Origin of the sequence: Ruania rhizosphaerae (assembly GCF_009805705.1) — a bacterium.
Lineage (GTDB): Bacteria > Actinomycetota > Actinomycetes > Actinomycetales > Beutenbergiaceae > Ruania > Ruania rhizosphaerae.
In genome coordinates this window covers 93604-118149 of sequence record NZ_VSMB01000005.1, presented here as the reverse complement: position 1 = coordinate 118149, position 24546 = coordinate 93604, and the positions used below count along the sequence as shown (strand labels likewise).

23 protein-coding genes are annotated in these 24546 nt (G+C 68.8%); 6 read left to right on the top strand and 17 right to left on the bottom strand.

The features are described from left to right. Positions 1-11: 11 nt before the first annotated feature. The 4 genes from FV560_RS09385 to FV560_RS09370 are packed head-to-tail and all read right to left on the bottom strand — an operon-like array spanning position 12 to position 4448. The gene (locus FV560_RS09385) at positions 12-929 is read right to left on the bottom strand and encodes a carbohydrate ABC transporter permease (RefSeq protein WP_159621266.1); all 918 of its coding nucleotides are present in this window, start codon (positions 927-929) and stop codon (positions 12-14) included. Next, complete coding sequence (locus tag FV560_RS09380) at positions 919-1845, bottom strand: carbohydrate ABC transporter permease (protein WP_159621265.1); 927 nt, start codon at positions 1843-1845, stop codon at positions 919-921. Before FV560_RS09380 ends, FV560_RS09385 begins: the two co-directional genes overlap by 11 nt. 4 nt (positions 1846-1849) lie before the next feature. Next, positions 1850-3127 carry an ABC transporter substrate-binding protein gene (locus FV560_RS09375; RefSeq protein WP_235020035.1) on the bottom strand — a complete coding sequence of 426 codons (1278 nt, stop codon included), beginning with the start codon at positions 3125-3127 and terminating at the stop codon, positions 1850-1852. A gap of 46 nt (positions 3128-3173) precedes the next feature. Beyond that, a complete protein-coding gene (locus FV560_RS09370) occupies positions 3174-4448 on the bottom strand; it encodes an alpha-L-fucosidase (RefSeq protein WP_159621264.1) in 1275 nt (424 codons plus the stop codon). Positions 4449-4605: 157 nt separating this feature from the next. On the opposite strand from FV560_RS09370, the gene FV560_RS09365 reads away from it, so the two are divergent. Then, positions 4606-5754 (top strand): ROK family transcriptional regulator, encoded by a 1149-nt coding sequence (locus FV560_RS09365; protein ID WP_159621263.1) that lies wholly within the window; start codon positions 4606-4608, stop codon positions 5752-5754. Positions 5755-5760: 6 nt separating this feature from the next. Here FV560_RS09365 and FV560_RS09360 read toward each other — a convergent pair whose 3' ends face one another. From FV560_RS09360 to FV560_RS09345, 5 genes are all read right to left on the bottom strand, one after another. Further along, positions 5761-6495, bottom strand: coding sequence for an acVLRF1 family peptidyl-tRNA hydrolase (locus FV560_RS09360; RefSeq protein WP_159621262.1), 735 nt, complete (start codon positions 6493-6495; stop codon positions 5761-5763). Then, positions 6492-7844, bottom strand: a complete 1353-nt coding sequence (locus FV560_RS09355) for an MFS transporter (protein WP_159621261.1) — start codon at positions 7842-7844, stop codon at positions 6492-6494. The genes FV560_RS09360 and FV560_RS09355 overlap by 4 nt, the downstream gene beginning before the upstream one ends. Then, positions 7774-7950, bottom strand: coding sequence for a hypothetical protein (locus tag FV560_RS20340; protein ID WP_235020033.1), 177 nt, complete (start codon positions 7948-7950; stop codon positions 7774-7776). The genes FV560_RS09355 and FV560_RS20340 overlap by 71 nt, the downstream gene beginning before the upstream one ends. Before the next feature lie 92 nt (positions 7951-8042). Continuing rightward, on the bottom strand, positions 8043-8951 hold the full coding sequence (locus tag FV560_RS09350; RefSeq protein ID WP_159621260.1) for a DUF3027 domain-containing protein: 909 nt from the start codon (positions 8949-8951) through the stop codon (positions 8043-8045). 46 nt (positions 8952-8997) lie between these two features. Further along, complete coding sequence (locus FV560_RS09345; protein ID WP_159621259.1) at positions 8998-9381, bottom strand: cold-shock protein; 384 nt, start codon at positions 9379-9381, stop codon at positions 8998-9000. Positions 9382-9533: 152 nt separating this feature from the next. Here FV560_RS09345 and FV560_RS09340 point away from each other — a divergent pair, with 152 nt between their 5' ends. Both FV560_RS09340 and FV560_RS09335 read left to right on the top strand, forming a co-directional pair. Next, entirely contained in the window at positions 9534-11816 is a 2283-nt protein-coding gene (locus FV560_RS09340; protein ID WP_159621258.1) for a helicase-associated domain-containing protein, read from the top strand. A 29-nt stretch (positions 11817-11845) separates the two neighbouring features. After that, the gene (locus FV560_RS09335) at positions 11846-13495 is read left to right on the top strand and encodes a DNA repair helicase XPB (RefSeq protein ID WP_159621257.1); all 1650 of its coding nucleotides are present in this window, start codon (positions 11846-11848) and stop codon (positions 13493-13495) included. On the opposite strand, the gene FV560_RS09330 is transcribed toward FV560_RS09335, so the two are convergent. Continuing rightward, the gene (locus FV560_RS09330; RefSeq protein ID WP_159621256.1) at positions 13450-13674 is read right to left on the bottom strand and encodes an acylphosphatase; all 225 of its coding nucleotides are present in this window, start codon (positions 13672-13674) and stop codon (positions 13450-13452) included. The two genes, FV560_RS09335 and FV560_RS09330, sit on opposite strands and share 46 nt — an antisense overlap. A 61-nt stretch (positions 13675-13735) precedes the next feature. Between FV560_RS09330 and FV560_RS09325 the strand changes: the two genes are divergently transcribed. Both FV560_RS09325 and FV560_RS09320 read left to right on the top strand, forming a co-directional pair. Then, complete coding sequence (locus tag FV560_RS09325; protein ID WP_159621255.1) at positions 13736-14401, top strand: helix-turn-helix domain-containing protein; 666 nt, start codon at positions 13736-13738, stop codon at positions 14399-14401. 286 nt (positions 14402-14687) lie between these two features. Further along, on the top strand, positions 14688-15134 hold the full coding sequence (locus FV560_RS09320; RefSeq protein WP_159621254.1) for a hypothetical protein: 447 nt from the start codon (positions 14688-14690) through the stop codon (positions 15132-15134). A gap of 135 nt (positions 15135-15269) precedes the next feature. Here the strand turns inward: FV560_RS09320 and FV560_RS09315 are convergent, their stop codons facing one another. The 7 genes from FV560_RS09315 to FV560_RS09285 form a co-directional block, all read right to left on the bottom strand. Continuing rightward, entirely contained in the window at positions 15270-15875 is a 606-nt protein-coding gene (locus FV560_RS09315) for a TetR/AcrR family transcriptional regulator (RefSeq protein ID WP_159621253.1), read from the bottom strand. Beyond that, positions 15844-16560: a YqeB family protein gene (locus FV560_RS09310; protein WP_159621252.1), complete on the bottom strand. Its 717-nt coding sequence runs from the start codon at positions 16558-16560 to the stop codon at positions 15844-15846. The genes FV560_RS09315 and FV560_RS09310 overlap by 32 nt, the downstream gene beginning before the upstream one ends. 72 nt (positions 16561-16632) lie before the next feature. Then, positions 16633-17982 carry a glycoside hydrolase family 125 protein gene (locus tag FV560_RS09305; RefSeq protein ID WP_159621251.1) on the bottom strand — a complete coding sequence of 450 codons (1350 nt, stop codon included), beginning with the start codon at positions 17980-17982 and terminating at the stop codon, positions 16633-16635. A gap of 84 nt (positions 17983-18066) precedes the next feature. Then, a complete protein-coding gene (locus FV560_RS09300) occupies positions 18067-19944 on the bottom strand; it encodes a DUF6807 family protein (protein ID WP_159621250.1) in 1878 nt (625 codons plus the stop codon). A 78-nt stretch (positions 19945-20022) separates the two neighbouring features. After that, on the bottom strand, positions 20023-20946 hold the full coding sequence (locus FV560_RS09295; protein ID WP_159621249.1) for a carbohydrate ABC transporter permease: 924 nt from the start codon (positions 20944-20946) through the stop codon (positions 20023-20025). After that, on the bottom strand, positions 20939-21880 hold the full coding sequence (locus FV560_RS09290; RefSeq protein WP_159621248.1) for a carbohydrate ABC transporter permease: 942 nt from the start codon (positions 21878-21880) through the stop codon (positions 20939-20941). Before FV560_RS09290 ends, FV560_RS09295 begins: the two co-directional genes overlap by 8 nt. Positions 21881-21885: 5 nt before the next feature. Continuing rightward, positions 21886-23175 carry an ABC transporter substrate-binding protein gene (locus FV560_RS09285; protein WP_159621247.1) on the bottom strand — a complete coding sequence of 430 codons (1290 nt, stop codon included), beginning with the start codon at positions 23173-23175 and terminating at the stop codon, positions 21886-21888. 143 nt (positions 23176-23318) lie between these two features. Between FV560_RS09285 and FV560_RS09280 the strand changes: the two genes are divergently transcribed. Then, on the top strand, positions 23319-24539 hold the full coding sequence (locus FV560_RS09280; RefSeq protein WP_159621246.1) for a dienelactone hydrolase family protein: 1221 nt from the start codon (positions 23319-23321) through the stop codon (positions 24537-24539). Positions 24540-24546 lie beyond the last annotated feature (7 nt).

Here is a 24546-nt window from a genome sequence, read left to right as displayed (position 1 = left end):
CGGACCTGTCATCATCGGCCGGCGATCCCGGCCGTCGCGATGCCCTTCACCAGGTGCTTCTGCAGCACGATCACCAGGATCGCGGTCGGGATCATGGAGATGATCGAGGCCGCCATCTGCAGATCCCAGCGGGTACCGAACTGTCCCGAGAAGGTGGCCAGACCGATCGGCAGTGTGCCCAGGTAGCCATAGTCGTTGACCACGATCAGCGGCCACAGATAGCTGTTCCAGAAGCTGATGAATGTGAACACCGTCAGCACCGCCACCGCGGACCGGGCCAGCGGCAGGATGATGGAGCCGAAGGTGCGTAGCGGACCGGCACCGTCCACGCGCGCGGCTTCCTCCAGCTCGTACGGGATGCCGCGGAAGAACTGCCGCATCAGGAACGTCCCGAAGGCGGTGAAGGCGAACGGCAGGATCAGCGCCTGCGGAGTGTTCACCCACCCCAGCCACTGCATCAGCTGGAACATCGGCACCACGAGCACTTCCTGCGGCACCATCAGCGTCACCAGGAACAGCACGAAGACCACGTCCCGGCCACGCCAGCGCAGTCGCCCGAACGCATAGCCGGCGGTGGTGGAGACGATGTTGACCACGATCGTGCCGGCGATGGCCACGAAGAAGGAGTTGCCGATGTAGGTCCAGAACGGCCCGAACCGGAACACCTCCACGAAGTTGCCCCACCGCACTTCGTCGCCCACCAACGTGGGCGGTACCGCGAAGATCTGGTCATTGGGCTTCAACGCGGAGAACAGGGCGTAGACCAGCGGCACGGCGAAGATCACGGCCGCCAGCACCACGCACACGTAGGCGACCACCACACCGGCGGTGACCGGCTGCTTCTCCTTGCGCGGGGGAACCACGCCTGCAGGTGCCACCTGCTGCTCGCCCGGGCGGGCTGCGGCGTCGGCGATCACATCAGACCTCATAGTGGACCCACCTCTTCTGCGCGGAGAACTGCAGCGCCGTCAGGCCGATGATGATCGCGAACAGGATCCAGGCGGCCGCGGCGGCCAGGCCCATCTGCTGGAACGTGAAGGCCTGGTCGTAGATGAACATCACGATCGGGATGGTGGCATTGCCGGGGCCACCGCCGGTGAGCAGCTGCGGCTGGGCGAATACCTGCATCGAGGTGATCATCGTCATCACGGTGGTGAAGAAGATCGCCGGGCTCAGCAGCGGCAGGGTGATCCGGGAGAACATCCGCCACCCCTTCGCACCGTCGATGCGGGCGGCCTCCAGCACCGGTTCGGGGAGCTGCTCCAGTGCCGCACAGAAGATCAGCATGTTGTAGCCCATGCCCTGCCAGACGGACATGACCACCACCATCACCATCGCCCACTGCGGGTGGCTGAGGAAGCTGGGCAGCTCGATCCCGAACATCGAGGTGGACAAGCCGTTGAACAGCCCGTTCGGCTGCAGCAGCATCTTCCACACGAGCACGTTGGCCACCATCGGGGTGACCACCGGGATGAAGAACAACACCCGGAACACCGCGCGGCCCTTGATGCGGGGGCTGAGCAGCAACGCCAAGGTCAGCGATACCGCGAGGTTCATCGGCACGAACAGCAGCGTGAAGATCGCCGAGTTGCGCAATGACGGCCAGAAGTCCGGGTGGCGGGTGAACAGATCGACGTAGTTGCCGCCGCCCACGAAGGTCCGGTCGCCCCACGCGGGCCAGTCATAGAGGCTCATCACGATCGAGAGGATCACCGGGGCGATCGTGAACACGGTCAGGCCCGCCAGGGCCGGGGAGATGAACCCCAGCGCCTGGCGGGACTCGATCCGTCGCAGCCTGCTCTGTCCGCGCCTGAGCGGCGCTGCAGATGCTCCGGTCGCTGTCATCAGATCAGTCGCCGAACTGGCTCTGCGTCTGCTCGAGCACGTCGGTGATCGTCGACTGACCAGTGTAGACGGTCACCAGGTTCGGCTGGATCGACTCGTTCACCTGGGCCCAGTCGTCGGTGGAGCGCTGCCCCTCCAGTCCGGTGAAGACGGCCTCGAACGCGGCCTGCACCTCGTCCTGCACACCCTCGTCGAGGGACTCGAAGTACAGCGGCTGGGAGCTGATGCGCGCCGGGTAACTGCGACCCGAGGAGGCGATCTGGTCCTGCGCCGCCTCACCCACGAGCGAGCCGAGCACCTGCAGCGCCGCCTCCGGGTTCTCGCAGTCGGCGGAGATGCCGTAGCCCGAGCCGAGCACCAGACCCAGGCGCTCACCGTCGACGGAGGGAATGTCGACCATGCCGGCGGCGAAGCCGGCTTCGTTGTTCAGGTAGCTGGAGGCGTTCCAGGTGCCGTCCACCGCCATCGCGACGTTGCCTGCCTGGTACTCCTGCTCACCCCAGCCGGTGTCGGAGGCCGAGGGCGGGAGGGACCCGTGACCGTCGGCGGCGATCGAGGCGTACCACTCGGAGGCCTCGAGGAAGGCGGGGTTGGTCAGGTCCAGCGCGCCGGACTCGTCGACCGGCTGCACGCCGGCGTGGGCGATCGGCAGGGCCATCCACTGGAACTCACCCATCCCCATACCGAAAGCGGTGCCATCGGTACCGAGTCCGTCCAGCGCGGCGTCGAAGTCCTCGAACGTCCAGCCCGCTACCGGTTCGGGAACGCCGGCGTCGGCGAACATGTCCTTGTTGTAGTAGACGAGCATCGCTGCCACGTCATAGGGGATGCCGTAGAGCTCGCCGTCGTAGCTCATGATGTCGAGCGAGCCCTCGGTGAAGTCGGCCGGGTCGATCCCGGCGGTCGCCAACTCCTCCTCGCCCAGCGGCATGAACGCCTCGTGGTAGCCGGAGAGGCGCTGGCCGTTCATCGAGGTCACGCACGCCACGTTGCCGGAGGCGAGGTTGGTGGTCAGCTTGGTGAAGTAGTCGTTCCACGGGGCGTGCTGGAGGGAGATGTCCAGGTCGGGGTTCTCCTCCTGGGCGATGGCCAGTTGCGCCTCGAGCGCTTCGATGTCGGACTCGCTGCCGGCCCACATGTCCCAGGTGATCGAGGCGCCACTGCCGGTGTCATCGCCGTCGCCGCCGCTTCCGCTGCCACCTCCCGACTGCGTCCCGCAGGCGCCGAGGGCGAGTGCCGCACCAGCAGCGGTCATCGCTGCCAGAGATCTGGTGATCCTCATCGTTCGTCCAATCTCGTAGTGGATGGTTCTCGTGGTGGGTCAGTCCTCACGCGTCCGGCGCGAGGAAGAGCTCGATGACGGGAATGGCCACGTCGGGCCGCGTCGTCGGCAGGTGGAGGGTGAGGGTGCCCGGTGCCTGCCCGCCCGGTTCGGTGTTCCACGCCTGCTGATCAGGGTCGATCTGGCTGGCGCGCACCTGAGAGCCGTCATGCAGGAACCGGGCGAAGCTCACCTTGTCGGCGAGGTCGGCGAGGTGCACGTGACCGAACGGCCAGGTGAGCAGGTGCAGGTAGAGACGGTCGCCACGGCGGGTGAGCACCGTGCCCGACGGCGCCTGGTAGCCAGCCGCACCGGCACCGATCACCGACCGCTCGTGCAGGCGCATCCACTCCCCGAGTGCCTGGAGCGAGACCTGGTCACGTGGCGGGATCCCGCCGCGCCCGTCCGGTCCGATGTTCAGCAGCAGGTTGCCGTTCTTGGAGACGGTGTCGACCAGCATCCGCAGCAGCAGATCGGGGGACTTGATGTCGAGGTTGTCGCGGTCGTACCCCCAGGACCCGTTCAGGGTCTGGCAGGCCTCCCACATGACCTCCTCGCCATCGCGAGTCATGGGCTCATCGGGCTGGTACTGCTCGGGGGTGACCACATCACCGGGGATCCACAGCCGGTCGTTGACGATGATGTCCGGCTGCAGCTCGCGGGTCATCGCGAGCAGCCCCTCGGAGTCCCAGTCCTGCGGGCCCTTGCCGGCCCATCCGTCGCGATCGTCGACGTAGGTGAAGTCGTAGAAGAGGTAGTCGATGCGGCCGTAGTTGGTCAGCAGCTCCCGCACCTGGCCGTGCAGGTACTCGCGGTAGCGGGCCATGTCCCGGCCCTCGTTGAGCTCGCGGGCGCCGGGCCGATCGCGCAGCGGGTGGTGATAGTCGATGGTGAAGTCGGGGTGGTGCCAGTCGATGAGGGAGTAGTAGATGCCCACCTTCAGGCCCTCGGCCCGGAAAGCCTCCACGTACTCGGCCACGATGTCCCGCCCGAAGGTGGCCTTCGAGCTGTAGTCGGTCAGGGCTGAGTCGTACATGGCGAAGCCCTCGTGATGCTTCGCTGTCAGGACGGCGTAGCGCATCCCGGCCGCCTTGGCCGCCTTGGCCGTGGCGACGGCATCGAACTGATCGGGGTCGAAGAACTGCGCGTTCTTCTCGTACTCCTCGGGTGAGGTACGTTCGTGGGTCATGACCCACTCGTGACGCCCGAGCAGGCTGTACAGGCCGAAGTGGATGAACAGACCGAATCGGTCGTGGGTGAACCAGTCGTGCGCGGTGACCATCGTGCGGGATGCTCCTTTGCCCGGGTGGGGAGTACGTCAGAACTTCACGTACTTCATACGCTAGACATCCGATGTTCTTCCTGTCTATGCATGAAGTGTCACAACAAAGTTACGTTTGTTTCGCACGAAGTCCGTAAGAAGTCGCTAGGGTGGTCTCATGTCCCGACGGAAGAGCACGACGGCCGCCCAGGACGAGATCCTGATGCTCATCGGATCCGGTCGGGCCCGATCACGACGTGAGCTTGCGGAGGCGCTCGACCTCTCGCCCTCGACCGTCTCCCAGCACGTCCAGGCGCTCCTGACCGACGGGCATCTGGTCGAAGGGTCCGCTGGGGAGTCCAGCGGTGGCCGACGCCCCCGGGAACTGCGCCTGACCGACCGGGACGAGTACCTCGGCGCGATCGACCTCGGCGGCGGGCACGCCCGGATCGGCCTGGTGCGCCGTGGCGCCGGGATCGTCGCGACCACCGAGATCCCCGTCGATCTGACCGAGGGGGCACCGGCCGTGATCGAGGCGGTCGCCGCCGGGCTCACCTCGCTCGCCACCGGACCTGCCGTCGACGGGCAGCTCGTCGGTGCCGGGATCTCGCTGCCCGGACCCGTCGACGTGACCCGCCGTACGGTCGAAAGCCCTTCCCGGATGCCCGGCTGGCAGGGCCATGACATCGGAGGTCTGCTGGAGCAGGCGACCGGGGTGCCGGTCGTGGTGGAGAACGATGCGAACGCGATGGCCCTCGGAGAACACTTCGCCCGCACCGAACGGGTCGAGCACTCGGTCACCGTGAAGGCGGGCACCGCGATCGGAGCGGGCATCGTGGTGCACGGATCGGTCTACCACGGCGCCGGCGGGGTGGCCGGAGACATCACCCACACCCGGGTCAGCGCCGCGGGTGAGACACCGTGCTCGTGCGGCAACCACGGCTGCCTGGAGACCGTCGCCTCCGGGGCGGCGCTGGTGCGGTTGCTGCGCGAACAGGGCTATGACGTGACCTCGACGGCGGACGTGCTCGACCGCGTGCGCGATGCCGACCCCGTCGCCACCACCCTCGCCCGAACGGCCGGACGCCACCTCGGGGAGGTGATGTGCGCCGTCGTGAACTTCTTCAACCCCGGGGCGGTCTACCTGGGAGGGGCGCTGGCCACACTCGAGCCGTTCGTCTCCGCGATCCGCAGCCAGCTCTACGCCGGGTCGCACCCGATGATGACCCGGTCACTGGTGATCGAACCGGCGCGTCTGGGGGCCGATGCCACCCTCACCGGTGTGGTGCGAATGCTCGATGAGTCGCTGTTCCGCCTCGGGCGCTGAGTCCCCTCACCGCAGAGCCGGGTCATCGATCGTCACGACGGCCGATCGCGCCCGCGTCAGGGCCGAGCGCAGCACCACCAGACGTGGGTCGGGTAGGTCGTACAGTTCCCGCCGGGGCAGGTCGGCCAAGCGGGTCGCAGGACTGCCGGCCCGGGAACTGCCGGCTCCGGAACTGCCGGCACCAGCGCCGGGCAACTCGGCGAGCACCGCCGCGGCAAGCGCCTTGTCCCCGCCCAACACGAGACCGTTCAGCACGTAACCATCCGATCCGGTATCGCCCTGCCCGAGGTCGTCCCGCGACTCTCCCACCAGTTCTTCGACCACGCCCGCCACATGCACCACCAGCGCATCCGCCTGGTTACCGCGCCGCCGCGCGAACCGCTGCTGGGACCACCCGCCCGCCGCAGTGCGCGACTGCACATACCGCCGCCCGGTGCGGTGCCGGACGAGCCGGTCACTCTGGCTCAGGCCGACTGCCCATCCGCCACGGCGAATCAGCACGAACGCACAGGCCGGCGGCCCTGCAGCCCAGTCGGCCAAGGAATCCCAGCCGATCAGGCCGGTGGGCGATGGCTCCGGCCTGATCCCTGGCCAGGCGGTGACCTCCGCCCACGCGCCGTCCGGGGTGTCCAGCCGGACGCCGTCGGCGCTCACCTGCGCCGTGGCCCCCGGGTGCCGCGCGGCGAACCGCGCCATCCAGCCGGGCAGCCGCGCCGCACCGATCTCCAGGCGGCGGCTCACCCGAGACCTGCCCGACGGCGGGTGGTCCGGTTCGCGTGCACGCTCCAGCGTGGCACCCAGCGCCACAGCGCCAGCACGGCGAGCAACCCGATGCCGCCGGTGGCCGCGATCCCCGCGGCGAGGGAACCGAGAGCGGCACCGGCGGAGACGACGAGCGGGCCGGTGGCCATCCCGGCGTCGGAGTAGAGCCGCCAGACGCCGAGGAACTGTGGGCGGCCGTGCTCGGGGGCGGTGTCGGCCGCCAACGTCATCAGCACACCTGAGCCGATCCCATTGCCCAGCCCCAGCAGCACGGCGACGATCCCCACGGTCACAAGCGCATCGGTGAGTGGGAGAAACAGCATCGCAATCCCGGTCACGAGCATCGAGGGGATCGCGATCCAGAGCCGGCCCATGCGATCCATGACCTTGCCGGCCGGGTAGAACAGCAGCATGTCGACGGCGCCGGCGATACCGAAGACCACACTGGTGACGGCCGGGGTGTAACCGAGGCTCTCCGTCCACAGCGGCAGCACCGTCTGCCGGGCCCCACGCATAGCGCCCACGAGCACGACGGCGATACCGAGCGAGAGGAAGATGGCACGCTGCTCCCGCAGCACCGACCAGGTGGAGGCCCGGGGGCGGTCAGGGGTGTAGTGGCGCGGCGTTTCGTGCGGGGCACTCCGCCAGACCACAATCGCGGACAGGAGCGAGGTGCCGGCGGCGAGCCAGTACGAGGGCGCCGGGTCGGGGCGTCCCAGCACGAGTGCGGCACCGAGGAACGGGCCGACGAAGATCCCGATCCGGCCCACGCCGCCGAGAGAGGAGAGTGCGCGAGCCCGCTGCATCGGCGGGATGACCTCGGTCAGATAGGCCTGCCGGGCGAGCCCGTACACGGCGGCAGTCCCTCCGACGACGAGCACACCGGCACCGAGCACGGCGAGGTTCGGCGCGAGGGCGCACGCGGCCAGGGCGACCATCGCCACCGCGGAGGAACCGATCATCGTGGCACGTTCGCCGAAGCGGGACGTGAGAGCGCCGGCGGGCAGGTCGGCGAGGATGTGACCGACCGGGATGAGAGCTGCGAGAAGTGCGGCGGTCGCGCCATCGGCTCCGAGCGCGGTGGCACTGACGACGACCATCGGCGTCATCGCACCGATGCCCACGCTGAAGAGCAGGGCCGGCAGATACACCCCGCGGATCAGCGGGCGCAGCGCCTGGCCCTCGGCGGTGGAGGAACGAGGAGTGGCTGACGGTGACCGGCCCGGAACACCGGACCGGTCACCGTGGGGCGTAGGTTCAGATGACTTCTTCGTCTGCCCCGTTCCCTCCACCCTGGATCGTGAATCCACCGGCCGTGACCGGTGCATCGGAGCTGAGCGTGCTCGCCCCGGCTGCCACGGGTGCTGCAAGAAGCAGACCAACACCCGTCACGACGGCTGCGATCGTGCGACGTGCCCTCGAGTTGCCCTTCATGGGTCCATCCTCTCGTCACGGCACCGGCTCCCGAACGCCGGTGCCCGAGTTCCCAGCGTAGCGAGGGTTGGCCGGTTGGTCAGGTGGGGAATTCAGGAGTCGCTCGGCGAGCCCGTCTCATCCGTGGACTCCTGAGGGGCCTCAGGCTCCTGGACAGCCTCAGACTCCTGAGACGCCTCGGGTTCCGGGGCGGCCTCGCGCTCCGAGGAGGCCCCGGAGACTTCCGTGCTCTCCACCACGTCGATACCGTGCTCGTTGACGACGAGATCACTCTGAGACCACTCGTGCCCCTGCGGCGTCACATCCGTCTCGGAGTGCGCCCCGCACCCGTGGTCGAGGGAGACGACCTTGCCGTCGTCGGGAGACCACTCGTTGGCGCACACCCCGAAGAGCTGGCCGAGCGAACCGGCCAAGGGGACGACGAAGCCGCATGCTGCGCAGGACTTACCGGCGACGCGCGCGCCGCTGGATTCCGGGCCCTGAGAGCCGTGGTACCAGCGGGTGGCCGCGGCATCGAGCGCCTTGGCGTTCATCACCCGGTCGCGTCCTAGTCCGAGTTCGACGATCGCGATCCGGTCCAGCTCCGGGTCACCCGTGGCGACGTGTCCGCGTTCGAGCCGCTCGTCGTCGGACACGTGCGGGAGCCGGTCGGTCGGGCCGAGGTCGCCGGGGGCGAGGCGCTCCGACCACGGCAACCACGCGGGTGCGAGGAGGGAGCCGTCGCCGGGCAACAGCCCGCTCTCGCAGATGGTCGCGGTACGCGAACGAGGCGCACGGGAGACCGAGACGTACCAGCGCCAGCCGAGGTATCCGGGCATCGTGGCCGCGAACCAGTGGATCCCGAGCCGCTCGGACTCCAACTCGAACCCGAGGTGCTCCCCCACGCCGTCAGTCGTGGAGCTCAGCGCCTCCCGCGCGAGCTCGACCGCGCCCTCGAGCACGGCGTCCTTGGTGGAGCGCCGGGTCGAGGGCGCCTTCCCGGTGAAGGTGACAGTGCTCATGAGGTGCCTTCCATCGGCGGGTGCGGACTCGTCGCGCGAGTCAGGGTCATGCGTCGAACTCGTCGGCAACAGCTCGCAGCAGCTTGGCCAGGCGAGCCGAGTCCGCCGAGTCCGGGTACCGTCCGGAGCGCAGCCGGCCACCGGCCTTGTCGAGCCACTTGATCAGGTCCTCCACGATCGGAGCCATCTCGTCGGCGGGGCGCCGCTTGGCGCGCACGACGGAGGGCACCGGGTCCAGCAGGGTCACCGACAGTGCCTGCGGGCCGCGACGGCCGTCGGCGACGCTGAACTCGACGCGACTGCCCTTGCGCGGCGCGGTGACGTCGGTGGGCAGCGCGGAAGCGTGCAGGAAGACTTCGCCGCCGTCGTCGGCAGCGATGAAGCCGAAACCACGGTCGGCGTCGAAGTACTTGACCTTGCCGGTGGGCACGAGGATGTCCTGACTCTTGACGGGATCGAACGAACGGGCGCGCCCTGAGCGCACCCGCTCACCGAGTTTACCGGCCGGGAGCGGGCGTGGGCGACCTGATTGTGCTGGGCGCTGATCCGCCCGGTACGCCGTCGGTCCGTAGACTGGGCAGGATGTCCATCGGTGTGTCGACCGCGCCCGACCTCGCCGAGGTCCTGCGCTCCTGGGACGACGCCAGGATCACCTCGCTGTTGCGCCACCGACCGGACCTGGCCGCCCCGCCTCCGACGTCGATCACCGCGCTCGCGAGCCGGGCCGGGGCGCGCGGTTCGCTCGCACGGGCCCTGGCCACGCTCGACTCCCCCACCAGTGTGGTCGCCGAGGCGCTCGTGCTGCTGCAGCCGGGATGCACGTCCGAGGCGGTCTCCTCCGCCGTCGGAGCCGATGCAGCGCCACATCTCACGATCCTCACTGAGCTCGCCCTGGTGATGTCCGACGGCGGAGCCTTCCGTCCCGTACCCGGGCTCGCTGAGGCCGTGGGATCCCACCCGCTCGGGTTGGGTCCGCCGCTGGGTGAGCTCGGTGCCCGCCCGGATGCGGGCTGGCCGACCACGGCACACGCTCTCACCGAGACGATGGCCCGGGCACCAGATGGCGCACGGCGGATGCTCGAGGCCCTCACCTGGGGGCCGCCGGTGGGCACCGTGGCCCACGACATCCCGGCGGCGGCGCGCTGGCTGCTCGATCACCACGTGCTGATGCGTCGGTCCGGTACCGAACTGGTCCTTCCCCGCGAGGTCGGGATCGCCGCCCGGGGCGGCCGGCTGGTCCGCGGACTGCAGGCGGCTCCCCCGCTGGCCGAGGCGCCCACCCGGGGTGAGGAGACCGTGGCCGCGGAGTCGGTGCGCGCCGCCGAGACCCTGCTCGGTCAGATCGACCAGGCGTTGACGGCCTGGGGCCAGGAGCCGCCGCGGGTACTGCGAGCCGGTGGGGTCGGGGTACGCGAGCTGCGGCAGCTGGCGAGCCGGATCGGTGCGACCTCGGAGCGCGCGGTGCTGGCGGTGGAGCTCGCCACCATGCTTGGGCTGGTCGGGCGTCTCCACGATGACGACGGGACTGCCTGGGCACCGACCGTGGCGGCCGAGGAATGGGCCGGTGAGGGGATCGGCGAGCGGTGGGCGGATCTGGTGCTCGGCTGGATCGGGTGGCGGCGCACCCCCTGGTTGGCGGGGACGCGCGATGACCGCGGGACGCTACGGTCGGCGCTCGGCCCGGCACTGGAACGTCACTGGGCGCCGGTGCTACGCCGTCGGGTGCTGGCGGCTGTGGCGGCCTGGCCGCCCGGGAGTGCGCCGGAGGTGAGCGCCGTACGCGAACGGCTCTCCTGGTTCAGTGCGCGTTCGGTCCCACCCGAGGCTGCCGTGACGGCGGTACTCGCTGAGGCTGCAGGTCTCGGGCTGACCGGGGCGGGGGCACTGTCCGAGGCCGGTCGGGCGCTGGTGGCGGCTTATGGCAACGAGGCGGAACTGGCCAGCCCCGCTGAGCTCGTGGGTGAGCACTCCCGGGTGCGGGCCGCGCTCGTGGAGGCGTTCACGGCGCAACTACCCCCGGCCGTCGAGGAGCTGATCCTGCAGGGCGACCTGACGGGCATCGTGCCCGGCCGGCCGGGCGGGGTGCTCGCAGGTCTACTGGCCGATACGGCCGAGGTGGAGAGCCAGGGTGCCGCGGTGACGGTCCGGTTCACCGCGGGCAGTGTGCGGCGAGCGCTGGAGCGGGGTGGTACCGCGGAGGAACTGCTGGCACGGTTGCGCGCCGTCTCCCCGCGAGTTCCGCAGCCGTTGGAGTATCTGGTGCACGATACCGCCCGCACGCACGGGCAGGTGCGGGTGGGTACGGCACGGTCCTACGTGCGGGTGGACGAGGCAACCGCCGCCCGCTTGCTCGGAGCGCCGATGCTCGCCGGCCTGGGGCTGCGGGCGATCGCACCGACGGTGCTGATCGCCCGAGCCGAACCGGGTGAACTGGTAGCGGCACTGCGGGATGCGGGCGCGAACCCGGTGCTGGAGGCCACCGACGGCACGGTGGTCGCGGTCCCGGTCCCTCGCGCCCGGGCACCGCACCCGGCGGTCGATCCGGAGCCCGAGACCGGTCCGGACGAGGCGGATCTCCGGGAGTCGGTCCGGCACATGCGCGCCGGGGAGGAGCGAGCCCAGCGGCTGCTCGCCGACCGCGGGACGGACGTTCCGGAACCACCGCAGGTGCTCGAGGCGCTGCGGGTGGCGGCACGCTCCGGTACCGAGGTGGAACTCGTAATGGCGGGACCGCGCGGCGGGAGCGAGTCTCGCGTCGTGCTGCCCCTGACTGTGGACGGCGGATGGGTGCGGGTGCGGGACGTGCGGCGTGATGCCGAGATCACCGTGGCTCCGCACCGGATCGTGGCGGTGCGGCCGGTGTGAGGGTCACACAGAGGTGAGAGAATGATCCGATGCCCGACGGCCCCCTGATCGTCCAGTCCGACAAGTCCCTGCTGCTCGAAGTCGACCACGAGCAGGCCGGTGCGTGCCGGCGCGCCATCGCCCCATTCGCTGAGCTCGAACGCGCACCGGAGCATATCCACACCTACCGGCTCACCCCGCTGGGGCTGTGGAACGCCCGCGCCGCCGGCCACGATGCCGAGCAGGTGGTCGATACCCTCATCCAGTACTCGCGCTACCCGGTGCCGCACGCCCTGCTGGTCGACATCGCCGAGACGATGTCCCGCTACGGGCGGCTGCAACTGATGGAGCACCCCACCCACGGGCTCGTGCTGCACGCGCTGGACGTGCCCGTGCTCACCGAGGTGCTGCGTTCCAAGCGCACCGCCGGCCTGGTGGGCGCGAAGGTCGACGAGACGACCGTCGTCGTGCACCCGAGCGAGCGCGGCCACCTCAAGCAGGTGCTCGTCAAGCTTGGCTGGCCGGCCGAGGATCTCGCTGGCTACGTCGACGGCGAGAAGCACGCCATCTCCCTCAACACTGATGACTGGTCACTGCGCCCCTATCAGGAAGAGGCGGTGGAGACGTTCTGGCACGGCGGAAGCGGCGTCGTCGTGCTCCCCTGCGGGGCGGGCAAGACACTCGTGGGGGCCGGGGCGATGGCCCAGTCCGGCACCACCACCCTGATCCTGGTGACCAACACCGTCAGCGCCCGGCAGTGGCGCGATGAGCTGGTGCGCCGCACGTCCCTGACGGCGGAGGAGATCGGCGAGTACTCCGGCTCCCGCAAGGAGATCCGGCCGGTCACGATCGCCACCTACCAGGTGCTCACCACCCGCCGGAAGGGCGCCTACCCGCACCTGGACCTGCTGGACGCCCGCGACTGGGGCCTCATCGTCTACGACGAGGTGCACCTGCTGCCCGCCCCGATCTTCCGCATGACGGCGGACCTTCAGGCCCGTAGGCGCCTCGGCCTGACCGCCACGCTGGTGCGCGAGGACGGGCGCGAGGACGAGGTGTTCTCGCTCATCGGCCCCAAGCGCTACGACGCCCCGTGGAAGGACATCGAGTCCCAGGGCTACATCGCCCCCGCCGACTGCACCGAGGTGCGCCTCGACCTGCCGCACTCGGACCGGATGGCGTACGCGATGGCCGAGCCGGAGGACCGGTACCGGCTGGCAGCGACGGCGTCGGCGAAGACCGCGGTGGTGCGCGAACTGCTGAAGAAGCACGCTGGGGAGCAGACCCTCATCATCGGCCAGTACATCGACCAGCTGACCGAGCTCAGCGAGGCGCTGGACGCTCCGGTCATCACCGGCAGCACCACCGTGCCCGAGCGGCAGCGGCTGTTCGAGGCGTTCCGCACCGGTGAGCTGACCACCCTCGTGGTGAGCAAGGTCGCGAACTTCTCCATCGACCTGCCCGAGGCGGCGGTGGCGATCCAGATCTCCGGCTCGTTCGGCTCCCGGCAGGAGGAGGCGCAACGGCTCGGTCGGGTGATGCGGCCCAAAGCCGACGGGCGGACCGCGCACTTCTACGCGATCGTCACCCGCGACACCGTGGACCAGGACTTCGCCGCCCACCGGCAGCGGTTCCTCGCCGAGCAGGGATACGCCTACACGATCGTGGATGCGGTGGACCTGCTGGGGTCGGGGGCCTGACCGGTCAGCACGGATCGTACGATCTCCCGCAGCATCGGGCTCTCCCGCTCTGCGGTGAACGCGGGATCGGTGGCGATCTGCTCCAGAAAGCCGTCCATCAGCAACCGCACCCAGGCGACCAGGCGTTCCACCGGGAAATCGAGCCCAGAGAAGCAAATCAGCAACTCCAGCTGAACCATCGTCCTGCCTGCACCCAACCCACGTATAACACTTCTATCTACATCCGTATATAGTTGTGTTATGACGCAGATGATCAGCGTGTCCGAGGCCGCCCGCCGCCTTGGCGTCTCACGCCACCGCATCTACGCGAGGCTGCGCGCTGGCTCGGTCCTCGGCACCCGTACCGGCGGCACCTGGTTAGTGGACGCCGCGAGCCTCTCACCCGCATTGCGCGGGCGGCCGTTGTCGGCGCCGATGGCACTCGCCCTGGCGCAGATGTTCGATGGACACCTACCGCTGGTTCCTTTCGCGAGTCAGCTGGCACGACTGCGCGAGAAGGCAGAACGCATCAAGACCGAGCCCGTCGAGACTGTCATCGACCTCGTCCGCTCGTGGATGGCCGCACGCGCTCAAACGGTCGAGCTCGAAGCCGCCCCGGCTGACCTGGAAGCGATCGGTGAAGATCCGCGCCTCCTGGCGTCCGGCCTGAGCGATCCTCGGACCGATCTGGCAGTAGTCGGCGTCTGCGAGGGCTACATCCAGCGCGCAGAGCTGAACGCTTTCGCCGACCACCACTACCTCGACCCCACCGCACAGGACGCCCGGCCCAACGTCGTCGTACACGTGCTCGACCACCCACTGGAGTCGACCGGCATCGCACCGCGGCTACTCACCGCAGCAGACCTGTTAGACCATCACGGCCCGCGCGAGACTCAGTCCGCGCTGCGCATACTGGGCCGGGCATGAAGACGATCACTTTGCCCACCATGGTCCCTGCGCAGACCGCAGGATGGCTCGCGCTGCTCGAGATCTCCCATCACGTCCCCACCGGTTGGTCCCTGGTTGGTGGTCAACTGGTCCACCTGCACTGCATCGAGCGCGGCCACACCCCAGCACGACCGACGACCGACCTCGATGCAGTGCTGGACGTGCGCGGACGACCTCCGATGCTGCGGATCTTCACCGAGGCGCTCATCAGCGCCTCGGCTTCACCAGCGCCGGCCGCAGCCCGGCCGGCCACGAGCACCGCTGGGTGCGCAGCGACGGCGCCCAGTTTGACGTGCTCATCCCGCGCCACCTGGGCGAACGGGCCTCTGGACGACCCGGCGCTACGGGCGCACCAACCATCGAGGCACCTGGCACCCAGCAAGCGCTCAACCGCAGCGAGCAGGTACGCGTCCGAGTGGGAGACCAGGAAGGAGCGATCACTCGGCCCAACCTGTTCGGAGCGCTGGTCGGAAAAGCTGCCACCCGCGAGATCCTCGTCGACCCAGGCAAGGAGCGGCACGCCGCGGACTTCGTCCTACTCGCATCACTGCTCACTGCCGCAGACCTGCGCGCCGAGACGATCTCCCCGCGCGACGCCAGCCACCTGGGGCACATGATCTACCTTGTCACCCAAACCCATCTGCCCGGGGAGATCGAAGGTGGGCAGCGTGGTATCAGCATGCTCCGTTCTGCGCTTCGCCAGTTGAATTGAGTTGTCTCCACCCGCCACCGGCACCCGGCCTGTACCGGGTGGCACCGAGAAGAGGGCGCCACCTCGTACCGACCGACACCGATACGTCGAGCGCGACACGTGTGTGCTCAGCGCAACGTATACGTGTCGACCCGGTCACGATCGTCCGGCGCCACTGACCACGTAGCGCACCATCTCCCGCAACATCGGGCCCTCCCGCTCTGCGGTGAACGCGGGATCGGTGGCGATCTGCTCCAGGAAGCCGTCCATCAGCAACCGCACCCAGGCGACGAGACGCTCGACCGATAGATCGGTGCGCACCCGGCCGGCCTCCTGCCCCTGAGCAAGGATCTGCGTCAACAGCTCGCGCTGGGCCCGTTCGTCGGCTCCGAGTGCGGCCGCCACCCGCGGCTCGGTCATCACCGCTGCCACAGCACGGACAAAGCCACCCAGACGTGGATCGTTCGCATCCTCGATCTGCTGGTCGACGATCCGCAGCACGGCCGCCACCGGGTCCTCAATCCCCTCAACCGCTTCTCGGAGCCTGCGGACATCGTCGGTCCCCAACTCCAGGATCGCCAGCAGTACGTCTACCTTGGTCGGGAAATAGTGGAAGAAGGTGCCCGACCCGATCCGCGCCTGGCGGCAGATCGCGGCCGTGGTGGCGCCATCGTAGCCACAGGCGGCAATGACGGTGAGGGCCGCATCGATGATGTGCAGCCGTCGTTCCTCATGACGCTGCGGGTCGACGGTCCGTGCCATGACCCGGTTCTCCCGCCCGGCGCACCTGCACCCTGCCCTCCCGGTAGCGCACCACCAGATCCGCCTCACGCAGCGCGGACTCGGCCTCGGCCCGCTCCTTGCCCTTGCGCCGCACCTCCTGCCACCGGCCGATCAACCGGTGCTCAGCCGCGGTGAAACCCGGGCGCCCATCCATCCAGCGGTGATAGTCCGCCTCGAACGGGTCCTCCTCCTGCCACGGATAGTCGTACTCACGCAGGGTCTGCACCAGCCTCGAGCGGTCCAGCGCCTCGGCGTTCAGCCGCACCAAGGCCCGACCACCCGCATCGAGCACGACGACGTCGCTACCATCCCCATAAACGCTCGCCACGTCCGCGCGTTCGATCCACCCCTCCCGGCCCTCCTGGCGGTACTCCAGATGATCGGGCGCCACGGTCAGCTGCAGGGCCTCGTGCACGATCGTCATCGCGAGCAGCACACCGCCGACCACGCCGAGCAGCACCCCGATCGGGATCGACCAGGACCACGGCAGACCGGCGATCACCTGCAGCAGGCCGGGTGTCGGCAGCGGCGAGCGGTCGAGCAGGTCCACCAACCAGCCGGCCAGGGCCGGTCCGCCAAGCCCGAGCCCGATCCCGGGCACCAGCACAGCCACTCCGAATCCGGCCGGTACGGCACGGGCCTGCCGCAGTGTTGTCTCGTCCATGCTGCAATAGTAGAGCATGCACTCTATTAATTGTTCGAGCCGCGATAGGGGCGGTGCACCGGAACCGCCGGCTCAGCCGAGGTCAGGGTGCAATCGCGGGACTGACCGACCCGCCCTGCCACCACCTTCGGTGATCTGCAGCGCGAGTTCGCAGAACATCGAATCGGCCCAGGAGAACCAGGCCCTGGTGAACGTCGCCGGATCGTCCTGATGAAAACTCTCGTGCATCGACCCGGTGCCGGCGTCGGTGGCCATCAGCAGCTCGAGGAGACGGCGCTGCTCCTCCTCGTCAGTGCTGGTCAGTCCCTGGACCGCGAGCGCTATCGGCCAAATCTTGTCCGGACCGGTGTGCGGGCTCCCGATGCCGGCTCCGGCCGTGCCACGGAAGTACCACGGGTTGTCCTCGCTCAGCACGAGCGCACGGGTCGCGCTGTAGAGCGCGGGGTCGATCACGTCGGGGGCCAGGAGCGGAAGGCTGAGCAGGCTGGGCATGTTGGCGTCATCCATGAGCAGCTGCCCGCCCAGGCCGTCCACCTCGTAGGCGTAGACGGACCCCAGCCTCGGATGCTCGACGACACCGTGCTCGGCCACACCCGCCGTCAGCTCGCCCGCCAGCGACCGGGCGCGCTCGGCCAGGTCGCCTTCGACCCACACCTGTTCCGCGAGCTGGGCCAACCCGAGAAGCGCCTGGGCGAGCATGAGGTTGGCCGGCACGTTGTACCCGAAGGTGCAGGCGTCGTCGGAAGGCCGGAATCCGCTCCACGTCATGCCGGTGTATCCGAGCGGACTGCCCAGGCCCCCTCGCGGCAGGGTCTCAGTGACGATGGCACCAGGTCGCTCGAAACGATAGGCAGAGCGCGCCTCGTGATGCTGCTCGCGCGCGATCTGGTCGATGACGGTGTCTGCCACCCCGCGGGCGCGCTGGTCGAGGTGGTCAGTTCGCCCGGTGAGGGCCCAGAGGTGGTGGGCAAGCTGGAGCGGGAACGCGATCGAGTCCACCTCGTACTTCTGCTCCCACACCCATGGATCATCGTTGAGATCTTCCGGCTCATAGTGGGCGCCGCTGGCAGTCCGGTTGAACGCGTTCGCGTACGGGTCGTGATCGAGCTGGCGCATCTGCCGCTGCACCACGCCGACGACGAGGTCGGCCAAGGGTTCGCACGTGCTGACCATCCTCAGGTAGGGCAGCAGTTGGGTGGTGGAGTCACGCAGCCACATCGCCGGGATGTCGCCAGTGATCACAAAGACACCGTGGGAGTCGATCGTGATCGTCTCCCGCAGCGTGCGTTGCAATGCAGCACCGACGCGCCCGGCCACCCGCCGCCCGAGCACCTCGGCGACACGCTCGACCTGCGCGGTGATCTCGTGCGCGATCGCACCGGTCAGCGGGTCCCACCGACGCACGTCCTCTGATGCGCTCATGTTCACGACTTCTCCTCGATCTGGATCCGGCATCCACCTCGGGTCCGCGCCGAGGACGTGCTGGGACAGTCATCCGAAAGCTGGTCAGGACGCACGCAGGTCCTCGACATCGTCCGGGGTCACCACCCGGTCCAGGATCACGGCATCCAGACCGACAGCGAGCTTCTGCCCTGCTTCCAGGGCGATCGGCCCGTCCCATGCGATCGCCGGACCCGCCGCAACGTACTCCCCCAGCCGCACGTGCCACGGCACCAGCTCGGAACCCACCTGCGTCAGCACCACCGACCACGGGCGCTCGCCGTGGCACCGGAGCACGAGCCACGGGGTGCGAGCCCCATGCGGATCGGCCCCGCCCGCCGTGAACGCCTCGACGCCCTCGGCATCGGCGAAGCGCCAGAAGATTCCGCCGTAGCCGGCATCGGCGCGACCGCTGGCGTGCGGGCTCTCGATCACCACGCGCCCAGGGGTCGCCGTCAGGTCGCTACGCCATCGCAACCGCCACCCGGCATTGTCGGTCAGTAGCTGCGCCGTCAGGATCCGCTCCTCCTCCAGCTGCACGGCGCCGTCCTCGGCGTGCCAGCGCAGGCGTTCGGTCAGCTCGGTTCCCGCCACGGCGGCGTCATGCCCCAACTGCGAGCCGTGGTTGGGCAGCAGCACCGGGCCGACATCCCGTACGTGGGTACGACCTCCCCAGTAGCTCGTCCCGTTCACCAGCGGCACCGCGAACGAGAGCCCGTGCTGGTGCCGGTGCAACGGTGGGCTGGCGGCGGTGAGGGGGACTCCCGCCAAGGTGTACAGGGGGTGGAGATAGGGGCGCGGCGAGTACAGGTCCGGCATCACCGGCCGTCGCTCATACCGGGCGAGCACCGATCCGGCGAGTTCGAGAGTCGCGGCCACGTCCTCGTCACGGTGCCACGCGAAGGGCGCCGGCGACTCCTCCAGCAACCGCGGCTCCACACTCTCGCGCGGGGCCAGGCCGATGCTTCCGCGTTCGACCAGCCGAGGCGTGAACCGCAGCACCGGAAGGTCCGTGGCACCCTCGAGCACCCGTGTGAGCTGGTCGAAGGCGAGCCTGCCCAGTTCGGTCTGCGGCACCGCCATCGTCGTCAACGGTGGGGTGGAGTAGCGGGCGAAGGAGATGTCGTCGAAGCCGGCGAGTGAGAGATCCTCCGGGATGCGCACGCCGGCCTCGTTCAGCTTGCCGAGCAGGCCGAAGGCGATCACGTCGTTGTAGGCGATCACTGCGGTGGCCCCGGAGGCCAGCACCGGCCCGAGAGCAGCGGACCCGTCCTCGATGGAACCACCGCAGGCCACCACCTCCACAGCGACTCCCGGGTTCTCCCGCTCCACCGCACGCAACGAGTGCACCCGTGCTGCATTCGTCAGGCTCGCAGCCGGTCCCGCGAGGTAGAGCAGCCGCCGGTGCCCCAGGTCGATCAAACGCTCGGCGAGCAGGCGCACACCTGTGGCGTAGTCCACGATGACCGACGGCGTCCCACCGGCCTCCGCCTCCCGGTTCACCAGCACCACCGGTTGCGTCGCCGTCAGGACCCGGTGCAGCTCGGGTGCTGACATGCGCGGCGAGCACAGGATCAGGGCATCGCATCGCCGCCTGGCCTCGATCGCCAGTTCGGCCTCCCGATCGGGATCCTCGATGCTGTCGGTGACCAGCACCCGATATCCCTCGGCGGCTGCCGCGCGGTTCACGCCGCGCAGCACCTGCTGGAACATGGGATTCGACAGGTCAGGCATGAGCAGGGCCACCGTGTGCGTCCTGCCCAAGGAGAGACTGCGCGCCACATTGCTGGGCACGTAGTCGAGCTGGCCGGCGGCCTGGCGCACCTTCTGCTCGGTCTCGGCGGTCACCGAGGGATGCCCGTTGAGCGCCCGTGAGACCGTGGCTGAGCTGACACCCGCCAGCCGAGCCACGTCCGCGATCGTCACGCCGACCCGACCAGCCATGGCCCCAGCGTATCCGCGGCCGGCACCGCCCACGCCGGAGACCTGCCTGCGATCAGCCCGCCGTGGCATCCGGGGTACTCACTTCATCCCCGTGGTGGCGATGCCGTTGATCAGGTAGCGCTGACCGATGAAGAAGAACCCGATCACCGGGAGCAACGAGAGCACCGACATCGCGAACATCGGCCCCCATGCGCTCGACCCCTCGGCCGCGATGAACTGGCGCAGGGCGAGCGGCACGGTGAACAGCTTCTGGTCCGTGAGGTAGAGCAACGGACCGAAGAACTCGTTCCAGCTGGCGATGAACGTGAAGATCGAGACTGTCGCCAGGGCCGGGACCGTGAGCGGCATGATGACCGACCAGTAGGTGCGGATGGCACCGCAACCGTCGATCTTCGCTGCGTCCTGCAGTTCCATCGGCAACGCCCGCATGAACTGCACGAGGAGGAACACGAAGAACGCATTCGTCGCCAGGAACGCCGGCACGATCAACGGCAGATAGGTGTTGATCCAGCCGAGTTTGGAGAAGACCACGTATTGCGGGATCAGCACGACGTGCGAGGGCAGCAGCATCGTGGCGAGGGTCAGCGCGAACATCAGCCGCCGCCCGCGAAAGCGCAACCGGGCGAAGACGTAGGCCGTGATCGAACACGAGAACACGTTCCCCACGATGTTCGCCACCGCCAGCAGCAGCGAGTTGAACAGGTACAGCTGGAATCCGTGCTCGAGAGCGTTCCACCCGGTGCCGTAGTTCGACCAGTCGGTGGCGGCCGGGATGAGGCCGGTGTCGCTGAACACGTCCCCGCTGGGTTTGAAGGACGCCGAGAGCATCCACAGCAGCGGGTACATCATGAACAACCCGAGGCCGAGCAGCACCACATGGCGCAGGAACCGGGTGGCCGGGGTGCCGGTGAGCTCTTCGGTGTAGACCGCATCGCTGCCGAGCTTCTGGGCGATCGCTCGCCACGTGCTCCGGGTCGTACGAGGTGCGGTGAGCTCAGTCATTGTAGAAGACCCAATACGTCGAGACGAGGAAGTTGATCGCGGTGAAGATGGCGATCACCACGAACATCACCCAGGCCAGCGCGGAGGCGTAGCCCATATCGAACTGCTGGAACCCCTGCTGGTACAGGTAGAGGTTGAAGAACAGCGTGGAGTCGGCCGGGCCGCCGGTGCCGCCGCTGAACACGTACGCCTGGGTGAAGGTCTGCAGCGACCCGATCAGCCCGAGTACCAGGTTGAAGAACAGCACCGGGCTCAGTAGCGGCAGCGTGATCGACACGAACTGCCGGACCGGGGTGGCGCCGTCCACCGATGCTGCCTCGTAGTACATCCGCGGGATCTGCCGCAGCCCCGCCAGGAAGATCACCATCGCGGCACCGAAGCCCCACACGCTCAACGTGATGAGGGTGACCAGCGCCCAGGAGGGGTCCGAGGTCCAGCTCGGCCCCTCGATCCCGAACCGGGCGAGGAACCCGTTGACGATCCCGTCGAAGCCGAAGATCGAACGCCACAGCATCACGATCGCGACGCTCGCGCCGATCAGGGACGGCAGGTAGAACGCCGACCGGTAGAACTTCAGGCCCCGCACGCCGCGGTTCAGCAGCAGGGCAACCCCGAGCGCGGCCACCAGGGAGATGGGAACCGCGATGAAGGTGTACCGCAGCGTCACCTCCGCGGCGGTCATCGCCTTGGGATCGTTCACGAACGCGACGAAGTTGTCCCAGCCCACGAACTCGGCCGGCTGGAGCAGGTTGTAGTCGGTGAAGGCCAGGTAGAGCGAGACGCCGAACGGGATCAGGGTGAACAGCATCCCGATGACCCACGGGATGAGCATCACGTAGGCGGCGTTGTCCTGCCCGGCCGAGCGACGCCGTCGGGAAGGTTCTGAGAGAGCGGCAGACGTGCGCGGGCGAGGCGGAGCGGTGAGGGTGGCCATCGGGCTCAGCCCGCATCCTCGAGGGCCGCGCCGGCCTGGCTCATGAACTCCTCGCCGGCCTGCTGCGGCGTCATCCGCTCGAACTCCACCTCGGTGGACAGGGACACGAGGATGTTCTGCACCTCACCCGCCCCGGCCGGTTCCATCTCGTACGGCGCCAGCTCCTCTTCCTGCAGCGCAACCGTGAAATCGACGAACTCATGGGCGTCCTCATCGAGGCCGGTGGAGACCTCCTCGGCGACATCGGCGTTGATCGGCACCCCGAGCAGCGTGGAACGGGCCGCGAAGGAGTCCGGATCGTTGGTGAGGAAGTCGATCAGCCGGGCCGCCTCCGCGGGGTGCTCGGACGCCTCCGCCTGGCACCACAGCAGGGTGGGCGTCACCGTATAGCCGGGGCGCGGGCCCTCGGTCTCACCGGGCAGCCGGCGCAGCACCAGATCGCCGCCCATCACGGAGTTGTAGTCGCCGAAGGTGTTCGAGGGGATGATCTGCGAGGCGATGAAGTCCCGGCCCAGCGGCGACTGCTCCACCGAGGTGCCGTTGTCCTCCAGCGAACCGGGAGGAGCGAAGGCCCCGGTCGCGCGCATATCGGTGATCATCTGGAAGTACTCGGTGATCGTCTCGCCGCTCACCCCGAGTGTGCCGTCGGTGGTGAACAGATCCTGCCCGTGCTGGCGCGTGTACTGCGTGATCGTCGGCAACCACGGCACGTAGAAGCCGGCACCGTGCACACCGGTCGCGTCGTAGATCTGGGCGTTGAACTCGGCATAGTCCGCCCACGTCCACGTGCGGTCGTCGGGAAGTTCCAGCCCGGCATCGGCAACGATCCGCGTGTTGTAGATCATCGCGATCGCCGTGGAGCCGGTCGGCACCGCGTACTGCGCTCCCTGGTACTGCCCCTGCAGCAGCAGACCGGAGTTCATCGTGGAGAAGTCGAGCTGGTCCGAAGCGCTCAGGTCGGCCAGCACGCCGCGGGTGGCATACTCCCCCAGCCATCGTCCGACCATGAACATCACGTCCGGCGGGTCGCCGGCAGCGAAGAGGGTGTTGAGCTTGTCCTGGTAGCTGCCCACATCCATCCACTCGAGCGAGACAGCAATCTCGGGGTTCTTCTCGGTGAAGGTGGCGAACTCTTGCTCGTAGCGTTCGGCCTGGCCGGCGTCTGCCCACGCCATCACGGTGAGCTCAACGGCTTCCGAGCTCGATCCACTGCTGTTCGAACCGCAGGCGGTCAGCGCTCCCACGCTGACCGTTCCGGCGGCGGCGAGGAATCCCCGCCTGCTGAGCTGAGTCATCGTCGACTCCCTTGAATCATGGTCACGACATCGTGAAACCGGTTACTTGCTGATGACCTGATGGACTATAAACCATAGATACCCGCTCATGGAACCGCTTACATGAAATCGGAGAACCCGTTAGTGTGCTGGGCGGAGCACCGATGCCACCGACGACCGGACACACCGTGAACACCGACCGCACAGCACCCACCGAACCCACCCGCCTGCCAGAGCCTGCCGAACCAGCCGATCTAACGGGCCTGTCCGGCCTGTTGGACCTGGCTCGATCACATGGCCCGCTGTTCGGCTCCGACGAGCCCTCCGGCGCTCAGATCCGGCAGCGGTTGATCGACACCCTCGGCGTATGGACCGAGCCTGAGTTGCCCGAGGCGCAGGAGGTCGCGGCCTGGACGCGGGACGGCGTCACCGGGGTGGAGCTGGAGTGGGACACCGGCGTCGGGTCACCGGCGCGCGGACGGCTGCTACGCCCCGCCGGCGAGACCGACCCGCTCCCCGGGGCCGTGGTGCTGCACTGCCACGGCGGGGTGAAGTACGTCGGCAAGGAGAAGGTGGCTGACGGGCCCGATCCCACGCCAGCCGGGGTGCTGCGGACCCGCGAGACTGGGTACGGCGGGCGCGCCGTGGCCGACGATCTCGCCCGCCGCGGGTACACCGTGCTCGCCCATGACGCCTTCGGCTGGGGCAGCAGGCGCATCCCGGTGACGGCGATGCCCGGCCGCACGAGGGCCGTCGCCGAGTTGCAGCTCGCCCAGGCAGAGGCGCAAGCGCAACGAGGAGGGCGGGATCTCAGTGAGGCCGAACGCTACGACGTCCACGCCGGCCCGCACGAGGACGCGATGGCCAAGCTGCTGGGCGTGCTGGGCACCTCCTGGGGCGGGATGGTCGCCCGGGAGGATCTCATCGCCGTCGACCTGCTCGCCAGGCGGGCCGATGTACAGGGCGGAGGGGTCGCCGTCCTCGGGCTCTCCGGTGGAGGCGCACGCGCCGCCTTGCTGACGGCGTTGAGCGACCGGGTGCGTGCGGCCGCCGTGCTGTGCATGATGGCCGCGTTCGAGGAGATCCTCGACGGCTTCGTGCACACGCACACGTGGATGATGATGAACCCGGGGATCGGGCGGGTGGCTGACTGGCCCGACATCGCGGCCGCAGCCGCCCCCCGGCCGCTGCTGGTGGGCTACGGCGAACGCGACGCACTGTTTCCGATCGCGGGCATGCGGGCCGCACACGAGCGCATCACCGCCCGATACGAGCAGGCGGGGGCAGCATCGGCCTATCGAGGGGTGTTCCTGGATGCGCCACACGCGTTCGGGCCCGAGCTGCAGGCGCGGGTGTGGGAGTTCCTGGACCAGACGATGCGCTGAGCGCGCG